The organism is Quisquiliibacterium transsilvanicum (genome assembly GCF_014202215.1).
GTDB classification, from domain to species: domain Bacteria; phylum Pseudomonadota; class Gammaproteobacteria; order Burkholderiales; family Burkholderiaceae_E; genus Quisquiliibacterium; species Quisquiliibacterium transsilvanicum.
In genome coordinates this window covers 360,366-376,015 of sequence record NZ_JACHGB010000006.1, presented here as the reverse complement: position 1 = coordinate 376,015, position 15,650 = coordinate 360,366, and the positions used below count along the sequence as shown (strand labels likewise).

Below are 15,650 nucleotides of genomic sequence, written 5' to 3'. Positions count from 1 at the left end.
CGGGGTTCAAGCGGTTTCGGCGAAGAGTTCGCGGCCGATCAGCATCCGGCGGATCTCGGAGGTGCCGGCGCCGATCTCGTAGAGCTTCGCGTCGCGCCAGAGCCGCCCGGTGGAGTACTCGTTGACGTAGCCGTTGCCGCCCAGGCACTGGATCGCCTCGCCGGCCATCCAGGTGGCCTTCTCCGCCGCGTACAGGATGGCGCCGGCGGCGTCCTTGCGCAGGCTGCGCAGGTCGACCTTGCCTTCGCGGGAGCGGTCGCACTGGCGGCCCACTTCGTACACGTAGGCGCGGCAGGCCATCATCGTCGTGTACATGTCGGCAAGCTTGCCCTGCATCAGCTGGAACTCCCCGATCGGCTGGCCGAACTGCTTGCGCTCGTGCACGTAGGGCACCACCACGTCCATGCAGGCGCTCATGATGCCCAGCGGGCCGCCGGAGAGCACCGCGCGCTCGAAGTCCAGCCCGCTCATCAGCACGTTGACGCCGCGGCCCACGCCGCCCAGCACGTTCTCGGCGGGAACCTCGCAGTCCTCGAACACCAGCTCGCCGGTGTGGCTGCCGCGCATGCCCAGCTTGTCGAGTTTCTGCGCCACCGAAAATCCCTTGAAGGTCTTCTCGACCAGGAAGGCGGTCATGCCGCGCGGGCCGGCGGCCAGGTCGTTCTTGGCGTAGATCACCATCACGTCGGCATCCGGGCCGTTGGTGATCCACATCTTGCTGCCGTTGAGCACCCAGCGGTCGCCCTTGCGGTCTGCGCGCAGCTTCATCGAAACCACGTCCGAGCCTGCGTTCGGCTCGGACATCGCCAGCGCGCCCACGTGCTCGCCGGACACCAGCTTCGGCAGGTAGCGGCGCTTCTGCTCGTCGCTGCCGTTGCGGTTGATCTGGTTGACGCAGAGGTTGGAGTGCGCGCCGTAGGACAGGCCCACCGAGGCGGAGCCGCGCGAGATCTCCTCCATCGCCACCACGTGCGCCAGGTAGCCCATGTCGGTGCCGCCGTACTCCTCCGGAACGGTCATGCCGAGCACGCCGAGCTGGCCGAACTTGCGCCAGAGATCCATCGGGAACTGGTCGTCGCGGTCGATCTCCCGGGCGCGCGGCGTGATCTCGGCAGCGGTGAACTGCTGCAGCGAGTCGCGCAGCATCTCGACGTCTTCGCCGAGGTCGAAACGGAGTCCGGGAATCGTCAGCATGGAGTGCTCTCCTGTCGGGGGTGGCCGGCCTGTGCCAGCAGGGCGCGTGCGCGCCGTTCGTGGGTGTCGATCTCTGCGAGGGTCTCGCGCAGGTCCTGCAGCTGCTGCTCGAGGGTGCGGCGGTGGCGCGCCAGCACGTCCAGGAAGGCGGTCAGCTGGGCGACGGTGTCCGACGGGGACTCGTACATGTCGACGAGCTCCCGGACCTCGGCGAGCGTCAGGCCGAGCCGCTTGCCGCGAAGGGTGAGCTTGAGCCGGGTGCGGTCGCGCTGCGAGTACGAGCGTTGCCGGCCGCCGGTGCCGGTGCGCTCCGGCGCCAGCAGGCCGTGATCCTCGTAGAAGCGGATGGCGCGCGGGGTCACGTTGAACTCGCGCGCCAGCTCGCTGATCGTGAAGGTGGGCATCCGCTCGTCCGGTCCGGTCTGGTCGGTGCTTGACGTAAACGTCAATTCTAGCCCCAACGGAGCGCCCCGCAGGCGGCCCGGAAGGCAGCCGGCGCACGGCTGCGCGGCCGCGCGCCGGCTGCCTTCCGGGCGGGAGCTCAGGCGAAGACGCCCAGCTCCTCCAGCGCGCGATCTGCGGCCTGCGCCCAGCCGCGGTTGGCCGCGGGCGAGGCCGGGCTGGGATGCAGCACCTGGCCGATGCGGGGCGGAGAATCCAGCCCGGAGAGCGCGGCCTCGAGGCGCTTGCGCGCGAAGCCGCCGATGCCGATCGCCCATTCCGGATCGAGCGCGGCGATCGCCTCGCGCAGGTGCGCATCGCAGGCGGCCTGCAGCGGCGCGAGCTCCGCTGCGGGAAGCTGCTCGGGCGTGCGGTTGCGGCCCGATGCCTCGAGGAAGACCAGGGGGCACCAGTTGAGCACCAGGCATTCCGCGAAGAAGGCCTCCGCGCTGCCGAAGCGGGCCGCAGCCCAGCCCCACAGGCGGCGGCCGCTGACCTCGGAGCGCCGGCAGGCGAAGCCCTCGATCGGGCGCTTCGGGTGCTGCAGTGCGGGCGCGCGAACCTCGTCCTCGATGCCGATCCAGTCGCGCACCGCGGCGATCTCGCCGAAGGGGATGCCGGTCTGCATCATCCCGAAGGGGCCCGGGTTCATGCCGAGGAAGACCGCGCGCTTGCGGCCCGCGCCGAAGCGGCGCAGGTAGCGCTCGTAGGGCGCCCAGGCATAGGCCAGCGGGTTGTAGACGTGGGCGACCGGCGGGGCGAAACGCAGCGATTCGCAAGCCTCGGAGAGCGTGCGCGCCGCGGCGACGAGGCGGTCGGCGACCGCGCCGTCCGGGGCGGCGTCATGGGCGTTGGCGGGGGGCATGGCCGGGATCATACGAGAGCCGGCGGCGGGTCCGCGCGCGGGCGCCGGATGCGCGCCGTTGCCGGCAAGATCGGTGCAAGGGTGGTCATCGGCGGGGGTGCGTGTTAAAATTCGACCCTGATGCAGTGAAATCCTGTGGTTTTGACAGCAATTGCCGTTACTTGGCAATGATGCCCGGATCGATGGCCAGCAGGCCGCACGCTGCACCGTTTCGTTCAACGGCCTGAGAGTCGCTTGAGTTCCTTTGTGGTCCCCTTGGTGGGGCAGGCCGGACGGACGCCGAAAGCGTCCGGACCGGTCAGGCGGGCCAGCAGCAGAAAAGCCGCTCTGGCGCGCCGCCAACAAACAACCAACGCATGACCGACACGGACCGAAGTACTCCGCACACCCATTCCTCCATCCGATTTCGAGCCGCCACTCCCGACGACGGCGCGGCCATCTGGCGACTGGTGCAGGCCACCGGAACGCTGGAGCTGAACTCAGCCTACTTCTACCTGCTCTTCGCCACCGACTTCGGCGACACCTGCCTGGTTGCCGAGCGCGACGGCCGCATGGTCGGCGCGGTGGTCGGCTACCACCCCCCGCGGCACCCGGACACCGCCTTCGTTTGGCAGGTCGGCGTGCTGCCGGAGATGCGCGGGCACGGACTGGGCCTGCGCCTGCTCCAGGAATGGCTGGAACTTCCGGCCAACCGCTCCTGCAGATGGGTCACCGCGACGGTGGCCGACGACAACCCCGCCTCCCAGGCGCTGTTCCGGCGCCTGGCGCGGGAGCACGGCACCGCCTGCGAAGAACTGCCGCATTTCCGGCCCGGGCAGTTTCCGCACGATCACCCCGCCGAGCCGCTGTTCCGCATCGGCCCGGTGGAGCGTCGCACGCCCCGCAGCTGAGGCGTCGACGCCCGCCCCCAGGCGGCGCGATCCCGATCCGTCGGCTGGAGGCCACTCCGGCAATCCAAAGGAAGAGGAAACAAGGACATGAACACCTTCGAACGCCATGAATCGGAAGTGCGCGGCTACTGCCGCAGCTTCCCCGCCATGTTCTCCACTGCGAAGGGCGCGTGGATGACCGACGACAAGGGGCAGCGCCACCTCGACTTCTTCAGCGGCGCCGGCGTGCTCAACTACGGGCACAACCCAGAGCAGATCAAGCAGGCCCTGGTCGAGTACGTGATGCGCGACGGCATCACCCACACGCTCGACATGTACAGCGAGGCCAAGGAGGCTTTCATCCGCCGCTTCCAGGAGCTCATCCTGGCGCCCCGCAAGCTCGAGTACAAGCTGCAGTTCCCCGGCCCGACCGGCACCAATGCCGTGGAGGCCGCGCTGAAGCTGGCCCGCAAGGTCACCGGGCGCCAGGACGTGGTGGGCTTCACCAACGCCTTCCACGGGATGACGCTGGGCTCGCTGTCGGTCACCGGCAACGGCTTCAAGCGCGCCGGCGCCGGCGTGCCGCTCGGCCACTCATCCTCGGTGCCCTTCGACGGCTACCTGGGCCAGGACACCGACACGCTCGACTACTTCGAGGCGATGCTGCAGGACAAGGGCAGCGGCCTGGAGGACCCGGCCGCGGTGATCGTCGAGACGGTGCAGGCCGAGGGCGGCGTCAACGTCGCCGGCGTGGAGTGGCTGCAGCGGCTGCGCAGGATCACCGAGGCGCACGGCATCGTGCTGATCGTCGACGACATCCAGGTCGGCTGCGGGCGCACCGGCAGCTTCTTCAGCTTCGAGGAAGCCGGCATCGTGCCGGACATCGTCACGCTGTCGAAGTCGCTGTCCGGCTACGGCCTGCCGCTGGCGCTGGTGCTGATCAGGCCCGATCTCGACCTGTGGGCGCCCGGCGAGCACAACGGCACCTTCCGCGGCCATTGCCCGGCCTTCGTCACCGCAGTGGCGGCGATGGAGCAGTTCTGGAGCGACGACAAGCTCGCGCGCGCCGTCGAGCGCAAGGGCGAACTGGTCCGCGAGCGTCTTGGCCGCATGCTCAAGAGCCGCGGCCTGGCGGGCGTGGTGCGCGGACGCGGACTGATCAACGGCGTCGAGTTCGGCGATCCCGAGCTTGCGGGCAAGGTCTCCAGGGAATGCTTCCAGCGCGGCCTGGTGATCGAGACCGCAGGCGTCGACGACCAGGTGCTCAAGCTTCTGCCCAGCCTGACCATCGGCGAAGAGGACCTCGCCAAGGGGCTGGACATCATCGAGACCAGCGTCGCCGCCGTGCTGGACGCAGGCCTGCGCAAGGTGGCCTGAGGCCTTCCGCGACGCAGACCGGACATTCGACGAAAACTGGAGAGGAGCAAGCATGATCGTGAAGCACCTGGACGACGTGATCGGCACCGCCGCCGACGTGGACACCGAAGGCTGGGCTGCCCGCCGCCTCATCTACAAGGACGCGGGAATGGGCTACTCGGTGAACGACACCATCATCAAGAAGGGGGCGGAACTCGAGATGCACTACCGCAACCACCTGGAGACGGTCTACTGCATCGAGGGCGAGGGCCAGATCACCGACCTGGGCACCGGGCAGACGCACGACATCCGCCCGGGCACGCTGTACGCGCTGAACAAGCACGACCATCACATCCTCCGGGCGAACAAGGGCTCGCACATGCGCATGGTGTGCGTGTTCAACCCGCCGCTCACCGGCCGCGAGGTCCATGACGAGACCGGAGCCTATCCGCTGACCGACTGAGGGGGGACGTCCCAGTGATGAAGACGACCGACACTTCCGCCATGCGCGCGCCTGCAACGGCGCGCGCCGAGGACCGCTATCCGTCGCGCGTTTCGGCGCAGGCGCAGATCACCGACCGCAAGGATCCGGTGGTCTGGGGCCGCGCCGGCGACGGCCCGTTGAGCGAGGCCGAGCTGCGGTTCTACGAGGATCACGGCTACCTGAGCTTCGAGCAGCTGCTCGGGCAGGACGAGCTCGAGGCCTGCCTGGCCGAGCTGGACTTCCTGCGCCGCGACGAGGGCGTGAAGGACGCGCCCGAGGCGGTGGTCGAGCCCGGCAGCCGCGAGCTGCGCTCGGTCTTCGCGATCCACCGGCGCAGCGAGGTCCTGCGCCGGCTCTGCGCCCACCCGAAACTGGTGGCCATCGCCCGGCAGCTGCTCGGCAGCGAGGTGTACATCCACCAGTCGCGCATCAACTACAAGGGCGGTTTTCGCGGCAAGGAGTTCTACTGGCACTCCGACTTCGAGACCTGGCACGTGGAGGACGGCGTGCCCTCGATGCGCATGGTGAGCTGCTCGATCGGGCTCACGCCGAACACGCCGCACAACGGACCGCTGATGCTCGTTCCCGGCTCGCAGCAGCGCTACGTGTCCTGCGTGGGCGAGACGCCCGACGACAATTACCGGTCGTCGCTGAAGCGGCAGGAGGTGGGCGTGCCGGACGACGCCAGCCTCACGCGGCTGGTCGAGGAGTTCGGCATCGTCGCGCCAGTCGGCCCGGTGGGCTCGGTGACCTTCTTCGAGTGCAACCTGATGCACGGGTCCAACTCGAACATCACGCCGCTGCCGCGCAGCAACGCCTTCATCGTCTACAACAGCCTGGAGAACAGGCCGGTCGATCCCTTCTGCGGCCTGCCGCCGCGGCCGGATTTCATCGCGGAGCGCCGGGACTTCACGCCCGCCGGCGAGTTCCCCCCCGGTCCGATGAGGGCCTGCGGGGAGGGCTCATGAGCACGCGCTTCGGAACCCGCAGGGGCCTGCTGGCGCTGCTCGGCGTCGGCGTCCTGGCGCCCGCGGGGTTCGCCCGGGCAGCGACGACGCTGGACCGGATCCGCGAGTCGGGCGTCATCCGGGTCGGGTTCGCCAACGAGGCGCCCTACGCGTATGCCACTGCCGGAGGCGAGCTCACCGGCGAGTCGCCCACGGTGTTCAGGCATGTGATGAAGCGCCTCGGCGTGGCGCGGGTCGACGGCGTGCTCACCGAGTGGGGCGCGCTGATCCCCGGGCTCAAGGCAGGGCGCTTCGACGCCATCGTTGCCTCGATGTACATCACGCCCAGGCGCTGCCGGCAGATCCTCTTCGCCAATCCCACCTACGGGATCGGCGAGGCGCTGGTGGTGCCGGCCGGAAATCCGGAGGGCCTGCGCGACTACGCGGACGCGGTCGCAAAGGAGGCGAAGGTCGCCTTCGTCGCGGGCACGGCGGAGATCGAGCATGCGCGGATGGCCGGGCTGTCGCGCGGGCAGCAGCTGATCGTCCCGGATTTCGCATCGGCCTTCGCCGCGGTCAAGGCCGGCCGCGCATCGGCGGCCGCGCTGACCGCGCTGACCGCGGGCGTGCTCGCGCAGAAGGACGAGGCCGTGGAGCGCGCCGAGCCCTTCACCTTCGTCCACGAGGGCCGCAGCTACCGAGGCGAGGGCTCCTTCGGGTTCCGTCCCGAGGACACGGCGCTGCGCGACGCGGTCAACGAGGAACTCGCCGGGCTCATCGGCACCGAAGAGCACCTTGCGATGGTCGCCGAGTTCGGCTTCGACGCAACGAACCTGCCGGAGAAGACCGCCGAGCAGCACTGCGCGGGCGAATGAGGACCTGGGGGCCTCCGGCGACGGCGCGATCGGTTCCGTCGCGCGCGCAGGGGCGGCGGGGCGTGCCGTGGCGGGCCGGCCTGGACAACGTCCCCAAGGGCCAGTGGGAGGCATCGGTCGCGCTCAACCTCTCGCCATGGACCGCCTTCCGCGACGTGATCCTGCCGCAGGCGATCCCGCCGGTGGTGCCCGCGCTGGGCAACTACCTGGTGGCGCTCTTCAAGGAGACGCCGCTGCTCTCGGCGATCGCGGTGCTGGAGCTGATGCAGACCGCGAAGATCCTCGGCTCCGAGAGCTTCCAGTACACCGAGCCCATCACCCTGGTGGGGCTCTTCTTCCTGGCGTTCAGCCTGCTGTCGGCCGCCGCCGTCCGGCAGGTGGAGCGCCGGCTGCAGGCACGCACGAGGCAGGGCCGATGACCGGACCGCAGGATTCCCCCCAGCCCGCGAAGCCCATGGTGCGCTTCGATCGGGTCACCAAGCGCTATGGTCCGCTGACGGTGCTGGACCGGCTCGACCTGGAGCTCGCGCCCGGCGAGAAGGTGGCGATCATCGGACCGTCCGGTTCCGGCAAGACCACCGTGCTGCGCGCGCTGATGACGCTGGAGCGGATCGACGAGGGCGTCATCCACGTCGGCGGCGAGCCGCTGACCCACATGCGTCGCGGCGATTCCCTGGTGCGCGCCGACCAGCGTCACCTGCGCCGCATGCGCGGCCGCGTCGGAATGGTGTTCCAGCACTTCAACCTCTTCCCGCACATGAGCGCGGTGAGGAACTGCATGGAGGCCCCGGTCACCGTGCTCGGGCTCGGCCGCGACGAGGCCCGCGAACGCGCCGCCGGGCTGCTGCGCATGGTGGGCCTGGGGGACAAGCTGGACCACTACCCGGCGCAGCTCTCCGGCGGCCAGCAGCAGCGCGTCGCGATCGCGCGGGCGCTCGCGATGCGGCCCCGGGTGATGCTCTTCGACGAGGTGACCTCGGCGCTGGACCCCGAGCTGTGCGGCGAGGTGCTTGCGGTGATCCGGGCGCTGGGCGACGCGCACGACCTGACGATGCTGATGGTCACCCACCAGATGGGCTTCGCGCGGGAGTTCGCCGACAGGGTCTGCTTCTTCTGCGACGGCCGGATCGCCGAGCAGGGGAGCCCGCAGGAGCTCTTCGGGGCGCCGAAGAACGAGCGCACCCGGCAGTTCCTCAGCGCGGTGATGGCGGCGAGCTGAGGTTCCCGCCGGCCGGGCCCGCGGCGCGGGGCGCGGGCTCGATGGACAGCGCGATCAGCAGCTGTGCCGGCCAGTAGAGGCCCAGCACCAGCAGCGGCGCCAGCGGCAGGTCGGTATGGAAGCGGTCGATGGCGAGCAGCGCGTCCGACGCCAGGAAGAGCGCACCGCCGAGCGCTGCGCGGCGGGTCGCGGGAGTGCGCAGCGCGGCATGGCGCGCGAAGGCCTGCGCGGTCATCGCGCCCAGCATCGCGACGTAGGCGAGCACCGGCACGCCGAGTCCGGGCGGCAGCCTGGGCCAGAGCACCGCGAGGATGCCGGCCGCGATCGCAGCCACGATCGCGAACGGTGCGGCGCGCGCCGCGAAGCGCGCATCGCGGGTGAAGGCGCGCAGGTAGGCGACGTGCGCGAGCAGGAAGGCCGCCAGCCCGCCGACGAACAGCCCCTCGGGAATCAGCAGCACGTCGCCGGCCAGCGACAGCAGCAGCCCGGCGAGCACTGCGCGGGCGTAGGGGCCGCGAGCGCGGCGCGCCGCCAGCAGCAGGATCAGCACGGTCGTCAGCGGCTTGAGCGCCCACAACAGCCAGTCGATCGTCAGCAGCCGGGCGGCGATCGCCAGCGCGGCGCTTGCCGCGATCGCAAGGACGAGCAGGCGGGTGCGGGACGGATCGCTGCAGGGCGGGCCATAGGGTGCTGCGTCAGGAGGCGTCATCGGGGCGTCCCTGCCGGCGTCGGCGTCGGCGTCGGCGTGGGCGTGGGCGTCACCGTGCGGGCCGCGCGCCAGGCGCTCAGGACCGATGCCGCCGCCAGCCCGCCGAGCCCCAGCGCGGCCCAGGCCGGCAGCGCATCGGGGCCCGGCCAGGAGATCCACACGGCCAGGAGGGCGAGGATGACGAGCGTCCTGGCGAGTTCCATCCGGGCGGCGCCGGCCCTGCCTTCGAGCAGCGCGCCGATGACGGACATCGACAGCGCGATGAAGGCGAACCAGGCCAGCAGCGCGGCGGTGGTCGCCGTCGCACCGAGCTGCAGGAAGTACACCGAGCAGCCGAGCAGCAGTGCGAACTGGAAGGACGCATGCAGGCGCACGGCCGCCGGCACGACGGGGTCGAAGCGGGCGCGGACGGCTTCGTGCATGCCGGCCGTGGCGGGCGCAGTGGTGGCGGGCGCGGCGGAGGCGGCTGCGCCGGGCGCTGCCGCGAGGTCCGCGGGCTGCCAGCCAGGCGGGCGCACCCAGAGCTGCAGCTTGTCGCGCCAGCGCCGCGTGCGAAGGCTGTCGCGCGTCAGTTGCGCGTAGACCCCGAGGTTCGCGCGCAGCGGATCGAAGCTGCGCAACGGCTTGCGGGTTCCGTAGACCGGCGGATCTTCGTCGAGCTCCTCCTGGAAGCTGCCGAACATCCGGTCCCAGACGATGAGGATGCCGCCGTAGTTGCGATCGAGGTAGCGGTCGTTCACCGCGTGGTGCACGCGATGGTTGGACGGCGAGGCGAAGACCCGGTCGAACCAGCCCAGGCGGCCGACCTGGCCGGTGTGGATCCAGAACTGGTAGAGCAGGTCGATCAGCGCCACGGTGACAAACAGCGAGGGGGGAACCCCCGCGATCGCCATCGGCAGGTAGGGGATCCAGCCAAGGAACTCCCCGGTGGCGGTCTGGCGCAGCGCGGTCGAGAGGTTGTAGTCCTCGCTCGAGTGGTGCACCACATGCGCCGCCCAGGCCACCGCCACCTCGTGCATCCAGCGGTGGTGCCAGTAGTAGCAGAAGTCGTAGAAGAGCAGCGCCGCCGGCAGCGCCCACCATGCCTCCACCGGCCACTGCGCGAGCGCCAGGGACTCATGGGCAAGCGCGTAGATGCCCAGGCCCAGCACCCGGGTGAACACCCCGGCGACCTGCGACAGTGCGCCCAGTCCGATCGAGGTGATCGCGTCGTTGAGCCGGTAGGTGTTGCGGCCCCGCCGCCAGCCCCAGGCGAACTCGAACGCGATCAGCGCGAGAAACACCGGAGTGGCCAGGGTGATCACGGTTTCCTGCATCGCGCGAATATAGTCCGGTTTCACCCTCCTGGCATGCCGCCCCTGCGCTGGACGCGGCCGCGCCCAGGTGCGAGGATGCGACCCCGATTCCGCAACGAACCCAGGAGTACGCGACATGACCCTTCCCTCCTCGATGCGCTACGTCGATCACGGTGCCGGCGGCCCGCCCTCGGTGATTTCGGTGAAGACCGGGCCGCTCCCCGAGGTGCGCGCGGGCGAGGTGCTGGTCCGGGTCGCGTTCGCCGGCGTCAACCGGCCGGACGTCGCCCAGCGCGAGGGACGCTATCCGCCGCCGCCCGGAGCATCGCCGCTGCTCGGCCTGGAAGTGTCCGGCGAGGTGGTCGCGGTGGGCGCGGGCGTCGAGCGGTGGCGGCAGGGCGACGCCGTCTGCGCGCTGTGCAACGGCGGCGGCTACGCCGAGTATGTCGCGGTCCCCGCGGGCCAGGTGATGCCGGTGCCAAAGGGGCTGTCGATGCTGCAGGCGGCAGCGCTGCCGGAAACCTTCTTCACGGTCTGGGCCAACGTCATGGAGCACGGGCGGCTGGCGGCCGGCGAGACCCTGCTGGTTCATGGCGGCTCGTCCGGAATCGGTCTGACCGCGATCCAGCTCGCCAAGGCGCGCGGCGCGAAGGTGTTCGTCACCGTGGGCAACGCGGAGAAGGCGAAGGCCTGCGTCGAGCTCGGCGCGGATCTCGCGATCGACTACCGGCAGCAGGACTTCGTCGCCGAGGTGGCGGCGGCGACCGGCAAGCGCGGCGTCGACGTGATCCTCGACATGGTCGGCGGCGACTACATCGGGCGCAACCTGCGCTGCCTGGCGATGGACGGCCGGCTGGTGCAGATCGCCTTCCTGAACGGCTCGAAGGCCGAGGCGGACTGGATGCCGATCATGGCCCGTCGGATCACCTGGACCGGCTCCATGCTGAGACCGCGTTCGGCGCAGGACAAGGCGCGCCTGGCCGAGGCGCTGCAGCGCGAGGTGTGGCCGCTGCTCGAGGCGGGGCGGGCCCTGCCCTACGTCTTCCGCGAGTACGCGATGGAGGACGCGGCCGACGCGCATGCGTTGATGGAGAGCTCGGCGCACATCGGCAAGATCATGCTCCGCGTGACGGGCTGAGCTGAGTCGCGCCGGCTGCGAGCCGCTCCCAGGCGCGCAGCGCGCGCAGCTCGCGCACCTTCGAAGCCATGCCGAACAGCGCCGCGTCGCGCGTCCAGCGCGCGGCCGCTGCCTCGTCGCCACAGGATTCCCAGAGCGGGCCGGCCTGCGCGTACAGGTTCTGGCACCAGTCGAGCGCGCCGGTGAGCGCCAGGTGGCAGGCGGGCGACGCGGGATCCATCGTGCTCACATGCTCGAGCGCCGCAAGCGCTGCGACCAGGCGTTCGGCGTACGCTGCAGGCCAGCCGCGAACGCGCGTCTCGCGCAGCAGCCAGGCCATCAGCGCCGCATTGATGTGCGTGTCCTCGATGGTTCGGAAGGGCTTCACGTAGCGGTCGTAGCCGTCACCCGGGAGCAGGCTGCCTGCGGAAACCTCCACCTCGTCGAGCCGGATGCGGGCATGCGGCACCTCAGGTACGAAGGCGGCCGGCGGCATGGCTTCCACGATCACGCCAGGGGCGTCGGCCGGCACCGGGACCACCTTCAGGTTCGAGCGCGCGGCGGGCGCGTCAGCCGCCGGGCTCGCCTGCCCGACCACCAGCAGCAGCGTGCTGCCGGGGCCCAGCGTGGACCAGCGCTTGGCGCCCGTGATGGCAAGTCGGCCATTGCCTACGTCACGGAAGGTGGTGTGGATGTCACGCGGGCGGTTGCCGGTGGCCTCGGTGACGCAGAACGCGGCGACCACGTCGTCCGCCAGTCCCGGAACCAGGGCGCGCAGTGCCGCCTGGTAGGCGCTGGCGAACGCCCAGCCGGCCCGGTCGGCGGCCAGCCCTCCGGCAACCGAGAGGGCGAAGGGCGCGCGGTGGCGTGCGGCGAGGGCGCGGTGGACCGGCCACCACTGTCCGACGTCTTCGATCGGCGCGACGGCAGTCGGCTGCGCGGCGAGCGCCGCGCTGATCGGGTCGTGGTCGGGTCGTGGTCGCGGCGTGAAGTCGAGCAAGGCGTGCATCGGAGGCATCCGTGGGGAAGCGACGCCTTGGCGTCGGATCCCCCGATGCTACCGCCTCGACTCCGGCCGGCGTTTCACCGGCCCCCCGTGCCGGCAAGCCCCGCGGCACCGGCGGCGCGCCGGGCCTTCGCCTGCTCGAGCTCTTCGGCCTCGATCCGTGACAGTCGCCTGGACTCCTTCGACATTCCGAGCATCGAATACAGCACCGGCAGCACCAGCAGGGTAAGGCTGGTCGAGGTGATCAGGCCGCCGATGACGACCACCGCCAGCGGCCGCGTCACCTCGGAGCCCGGGCCGCTCGAGAACAGCATCGGGATCAGCGCGAGCATCGCCACCGTAGCGGTCATCATCACGGGCCTGAAGCGGTGCTCGCAGCCCTCGCGGATCGCTTCGGCCAGCGGGTGACCCTGATCGAGCAGCGAGCGGATCTGGCTGATCAGCACCACGCCGTTGAGCACCGCGATCCCCCAGAGGTTGATGAAGCCCACCGCCGCCGGCACGGACAGATATTCCCCGGACAGCAGGAGCCCGAAAACGCCGCCGATCGCGGCCAGCGGCAGCACCGTGATGATCAGCGCGGCCTGGCGCACCGAGTCGAACAGCATGAACAGCAGGAAGAAGATCGCCGCGATGGTCATCGGGATGATCACCGACAGCCGCTCGAGCGCCCGCTCCATGTTCTCGAACTGGCCGCCCCACTCGAGCCGGTAGCCCTCGGGCAGCGGGACGTCGCTCGCGATGCGCGCCTGCGCCTCGGCCACGTAGCCGCCGAGGTCGCGTCCGACCACGTTGGCGCCGATCACCAGGCGGCGCCGGCCGTCCTCGCGGGCGATCTGCGGCGGGCCGTCGACCAGCCGGATTTCGGCGACGTCGTTCAGCGGCACCAGCGCCCCGCCGGGCGAGCGCAGCAGCAGGCTGGAGACCGCCTCGACGTTGTTCCGGCTGGACTCCGGGTAGCGCACGAACAGGTCGTAGCGGCGCTCGCCCTCGAACACGGTCGAGGTGACGCGGCCGCGCACCGCGGACTCGATCAGGTCGTTGACGTCCTCGACGTTGATGCCGTATCGGGCGATCGCGCTGCGGTCGATCTGCACGGTCAGGTAGTTCTGCCCGGTGACCCGCTCGACGCGCAGGTCGGTCGTGCCCTGCAGGCTGGAGAGGACCCGGGCGATCGCGTCGCCCTTCTCGCGCAGCACCGCGAGGTCGTCGCCGAAGATCTTGATCGCCACCTGCGAGCGCACCCCGGAGACCATCTCGTCGACGCGCGCCGCGATCGGCTGGCTGATGGCGACCTCCACGCCAGGCAGCACCCGCAGCTTCTCGCGGATGGCGTCGGCGATGTCGTCCTGTGTCCACCCGTCCGGCCATTGGTCGCGCGGCTTCAGCGTGGCGATGGGATCGGACTCGTGGGGCAGGCCGGGGTCGGCGGACGATTCGCCGCCGCCCAGGCGCGAGACCACCCGCGCCACGCCGGGCACGGTGGCGATCGCGGCGAGCGCCTCGCGCTCGAGCTTCAGCGACTCGTCCAGCGAGATGTTGGGCGCGCGCACGATCACCGGCGTGAGCGAGCCTTCCTTCATCGTCGGGATGAAGGCGGTGCCCAGCAGTGGGATGCAGGCGATCGCCGCGGCCATCAGTCCGAGCGCGCCGAGGATCACCTTGCGTCCGTTGCCCAGGCTCCAGTCGAGCGCGCGCAGGTAGGGGTGCTTGATCTTGCGCAGCAGCCAGGTGTCCTCCTCCTTGCCCCCCTTGAGCAGGAACGAGGACAGCGCCGGCGTGAGCGTGAACGAGAGCACCAGCGAGATCGTCAGCGCGATCGCGATGGTGAGCGCCAGCGGCGCGAACATCCTGCCTTCCATGCCCTGCAGCGACAGCAGCGGCAGGAACACCAGGATGATGATGCCCACGCCGTAGAGCACCGGCTTGCTGACCTCGCTGGCCGCCTCGAGGATGTAGTGCTCCTTGCGCAATCCCAGGCTGGTGCGCGCCTTGCCCAGGCGCGCATACGCGTTCTCGACGACGACCACCGCGCCGTCGACCATCAGGCCGATCGCGATGGCCAGGCCGCCCAGCGACATCAGGTTCGCCGACAGGCCGATCTGGCCCATCACCAGGAAGGTCATCAGCGGCGTCAGCAGCAGCGTCGCGACGACGATCACGCTCGAGCGCACGTCGCCCAGGAACACGAACAGCACCGCGATCACCAGCACCACTCCCTCGACGAGCACCTTGGAGACGTTCAGCAGCGCGGCATCGACCAGGTCGGTGCGGTCGTAGAAGGGCACGATCTGCAGCCCGCCGGGGATCTCGCTCTGCGCGTTGATCTGCTCGACGCGCGCCTTGACCCGCTGCACCACCTCGCGCGCGTTGCCGCCGCGCTGCATCTGAACGATGCCGGCAACGGATTCGGTGACGCCGTCGCGCAGGATGGCGCCGCGGCGCACCTCCTGGCCGAAGCGCACCTCGGCCACGTCGCGCACGTAGACCGGCGTGCCGTTGACTTCCTTGAGCACGATGTTGCGGATGTCGTCCAGGCTCGCGATCAGGCCCTCGCCGCGGATCAGGTACTGCTCGGCGCGGACGGGCAGCGCGCCGCCGGAGGAGTTGGCGTTGTTGCGCGCCAGGGCCCCGTAGAGGTCCCGGATGGTGAAGCCGTAGTGGCGCAGGCGTTCGGGGTTCGCGATCACCTGGTACTGCCTGACGTAGCCGCCGTGCGAGTTGACCTCGGCCACCCCCGGGATCGAGCGCAGCAGCGGCCTGACCACCCAGTCCTGGAGGTCGCGCCGCGATTTCAGCTCGTCCACCGACAGCTCCCGGTCGCCGTCGGACGGATGCTCGAGGGTGTACTGGTAGACCTCGCCGAGGCCGCTGGAGACCGGGCCGAGCACCGGCGTCGCCCCCTCGGGCATGCGGTCGGCGACCTCGATCAGGCGCTCGAGCGCGACCTGGCGGGCGAAGTAGACGTCGGTGTCGTCAGTGAACACCAGCGTGATCAGCGACAGTCCGTTGCGGTTGAGCGAGCGCATCTCCACGAGGCCGGGCATGCCGCGCATCGCGTTCTCGATCGGCACGGTGACGAAGCGCTCGACCTCCGCGGGAGCGCGGCCCGGAGATTCGGTGCCGATCTGCACCTGGACGTTGGTGACATCGGGGAAGGCGTCCACCGCCAGGCCGCGCAGGCCCAGCACGCCGAAGGCGGCGACGGCGAGCGCGACGACGGCAACGACGATGCGCTGCTTGAGCGCCCACGCGATCAGGGAACGGATCATG

General features: G+C 70.5%; 14 protein-coding genes and 1 pseudogene. 8 read left to right on the top strand and 7 right to left on the bottom strand.

What is annotated here, in order from left to right; genetic code table 11:
- Positions 1-6 precede the first annotated feature (6 nt).
- The 3 genes from HNQ70_RS16875 to HNQ70_RS16865 all read right to left on the bottom strand — a co-directional run bounded on the left by HNQ70_RS16875 (position 7) and on the right by HNQ70_RS16865 (position 2,500).
- On the bottom strand, positions 7-1,194 hold the full coding sequence (locus tag HNQ70_RS16875; RefSeq protein ID WP_183969832.1) for an isovaleryl-CoA dehydrogenase: 1,188 nt from the start codon (positions 1,192-1,194) through the stop codon (positions 7-9).
- Entirely contained in the window at positions 1,188-1,598 is a 411-nt protein-coding gene (locus tag HNQ70_RS16870) for a MerR family transcriptional regulator (RefSeq protein ID WP_183969830.1), read from the bottom strand. The genes HNQ70_RS16875 and HNQ70_RS16870 overlap by 7 nt, the downstream gene beginning before the upstream one ends.
- 137 nt (positions 1,599-1,735) lie before the next feature.
- Positions 1,736-2,500, bottom strand: a complete 765-nt coding sequence (locus HNQ70_RS16865; protein WP_183969828.1) for a uracil-DNA glycosylase family protein — start codon at positions 2,498-2,500, stop codon at positions 1,736-1,738.
- 356 nt (positions 2,501-2,856) lie between these two features.
- On the opposite strand from HNQ70_RS16865, the gene ectA reads away from it, so the two are divergent.
- The 7 genes and pseudogenes from ectA (at position 2,857) to ehuA (ending at position 8,250) form a co-directional block, all read left to right on the top strand.
- Positions 2,857-3,390, top strand: a complete 534-nt coding sequence (gene ectA, locus HNQ70_RS16860; protein WP_183969826.1) for a diaminobutyrate acetyltransferase — start codon at positions 2,857-2,859, stop codon at positions 3,388-3,390.
- Positions 3,391-3,477: 87 nt separating this feature from the next.
- Positions 3,478-4,746, top strand: coding sequence for a diaminobutyrate--2-oxoglutarate transaminase (gene ectB / locus HNQ70_RS16855; protein ID WP_183969824.1), 1,269 nt, complete (start codon positions 3,478-3,480; stop codon positions 4,744-4,746).
- Between the two features lie 52 nt (positions 4,747-4,798).
- A complete protein-coding gene (locus HNQ70_RS16850; RefSeq protein WP_183969822.1) occupies positions 4,799-5,188 on the top strand; it encodes an ectoine synthase in 390 nt (129 codons plus the stop codon).
- Between the two features lie 17 nt (positions 5,189-5,205).
- The gene (thpD, locus tag HNQ70_RS16845; RefSeq protein ID WP_246435018.1) at positions 5,206-6,177 is read left to right on the top strand and encodes an ectoine hydroxylase; all 972 of its coding nucleotides are present in this window, start codon (positions 5,206-5,208) and stop codon (positions 6,175-6,177) included.
- Positions 6,174-7,031 carry an ectoine/hydroxyectoine ABC transporter substrate-binding protein EhuB gene (ehuB, locus tag HNQ70_RS16840; protein WP_183969820.1) on the top strand — a complete coding sequence of 286 codons (858 nt, stop codon included), beginning with the start codon at positions 6,174-6,176 and terminating at the stop codon, positions 7,029-7,031. Before thpD ends, ehuB begins: the two co-directional genes overlap by 4 nt.
- 68 nt (positions 7,032-7,099) lie before the next feature.
- Positions 7,100-7,450 (top strand): annotated as a pseudogene (locus HNQ70_RS16835) (ABC transporter permease subunit); the annotation flags it as partial.
- Entirely contained in the window at positions 7,447-8,250 is an 804-nt protein-coding gene (gene ehuA / locus HNQ70_RS16830; protein WP_183969818.1) for an ectoine/hydroxyectoine ABC transporter ATP-binding protein EhuA, read from the top strand. The pseudogene HNQ70_RS16835 and the gene ehuA, both read left to right, overlap by 4 nt.
- On the opposite strand, the gene HNQ70_RS16825 is transcribed toward ehuA, so the two are convergent.
- Entirely contained in the window at positions 8,225-8,959 is a 735-nt protein-coding gene (locus HNQ70_RS16825; RefSeq protein ID WP_183969816.1) for a lysoplasmalogenase, read from the bottom strand. The genes ehuA and HNQ70_RS16825 overlap by 26 nt on opposite strands.
- Positions 8,956-10,299: a sterol desaturase family protein gene (locus HNQ70_RS16820; protein ID WP_343060815.1), complete on the bottom strand. Its 1,344-nt coding sequence runs from the start codon at positions 10,297-10,299 to the stop codon at positions 8,956-8,958. Before HNQ70_RS16820 ends, HNQ70_RS16825 begins: the two co-directional genes overlap by 4 nt.
- 109 nt (positions 10,300-10,408) lie before the next feature.
- Between HNQ70_RS16820 and HNQ70_RS16815 the strand changes: the two genes are divergently transcribed.
- Positions 10,409-11,392, top strand: coding sequence for an NAD(P)H-quinone oxidoreductase (locus HNQ70_RS16815; protein WP_221302873.1), 984 nt, complete (start codon positions 10,409-10,411; stop codon positions 11,390-11,392).
- On the opposite strand, the gene HNQ70_RS16810 is transcribed toward HNQ70_RS16815, so the two are convergent.
- Together HNQ70_RS16810 and HNQ70_RS16805 are read right to left on the bottom strand one after the other, a co-directional pair.
- The gene (locus tag HNQ70_RS16810) at positions 11,370-12,380 is read right to left on the bottom strand and encodes an acyl-CoA dehydrogenase middle domain-containing protein (RefSeq protein WP_183969812.1); all 1,011 of its coding nucleotides are present in this window, start codon (positions 12,378-12,380) and stop codon (positions 11,370-11,372) included. The genes HNQ70_RS16815 and HNQ70_RS16810 overlap by 23 nt on opposite strands.
- Positions 12,381-12,454: 74 nt before the next feature.
- On the bottom strand, positions 12,455-15,649 hold the full coding sequence (locus HNQ70_RS16805; RefSeq protein ID WP_183969810.1) for an efflux RND transporter permease subunit: 3,195 nt from the start codon (positions 15,647-15,649) through the stop codon (positions 12,455-12,457).
- Position 15,650 lies beyond the last annotated feature (1 nt).

Bases quoted from the DNA above. Each gene is read 5' to 3' on its own strand.
- HNQ70_RS16875 (WP_183969832.1), bottom strand. From the start codon at position 1,194: ATGCTGACGATTCCCGGACTCCGTTTCGACCTCGGCGAAGACGTCGAG.
- HNQ70_RS16870 (WP_183969830.1), bottom strand. From the start codon at position 1,598: ATGCCCACCTTCACGATCAGCGAGCTGGCGCGCGAGTTCAACGTGACC.
- HNQ70_RS16865 (WP_183969828.1), bottom strand. From the start codon at position 2,500: ATGCCCCCCGCCAACGCCCATGACGCCGCCCCGGACGGCGCGGTCGCC.
- ectA (WP_183969826.1), top strand. From the start codon at position 2,857: ATGACCGACACGGACCGAAGTACTCCGCACACCCATTCCTCCATCCGA.
- ectB (WP_183969824.1), top strand. From the start codon at position 3,478: ATGAACACCTTCGAACGCCATGAATCGGAAGTGCGCGGCTACTGCCGC.
- HNQ70_RS16850 (WP_183969822.1), top strand. From the start codon at position 4,799: ATGATCGTGAAGCACCTGGACGACGTGATCGGCACCGCCGCCGACGTG.
- thpD (WP_246435018.1), top strand. From the start codon at position 5,206: ATGAAGACGACCGACACTTCCGCCATGCGCGCGCCTGCAACGGCGCGC.
- ehuB (WP_183969820.1), top strand. From the start codon at position 6,174: ATGAGCACGCGCTTCGGAACCCGCAGGGGCCTGCTGGCGCTGCTCGGC.
- ehuA (WP_183969818.1), top strand. From the start codon at position 7,447: ATGACCGGACCGCAGGATTCCCCCCAGCCCGCGAAGCCCATGGTGCGC.
- HNQ70_RS16825 (WP_183969816.1), bottom strand. From the start codon at position 8,959: ATGACGCCTCCTGACGCAGCACCCTATGGCCCGCCCTGCAGCGATCCG.
- HNQ70_RS16815 (WP_221302873.1), top strand. From the start codon at position 10,409: ATGCGCTACGTCGATCACGGTGCCGGCGGCCCGCCCTCGGTGATTTCG.
- HNQ70_RS16810 (WP_183969812.1), bottom strand. From the start codon at position 12,380: ATGCACGCCTTGCTCGACTTCACGCCGCGACCACGACCCGACCACGAC.
- HNQ70_RS16805 (WP_183969810.1), bottom strand. From the start codon at position 15,649: ATGATCCGTTCCCTGATCGCGTGGGCGCTCAAGCAGCGCATCGTCGTT.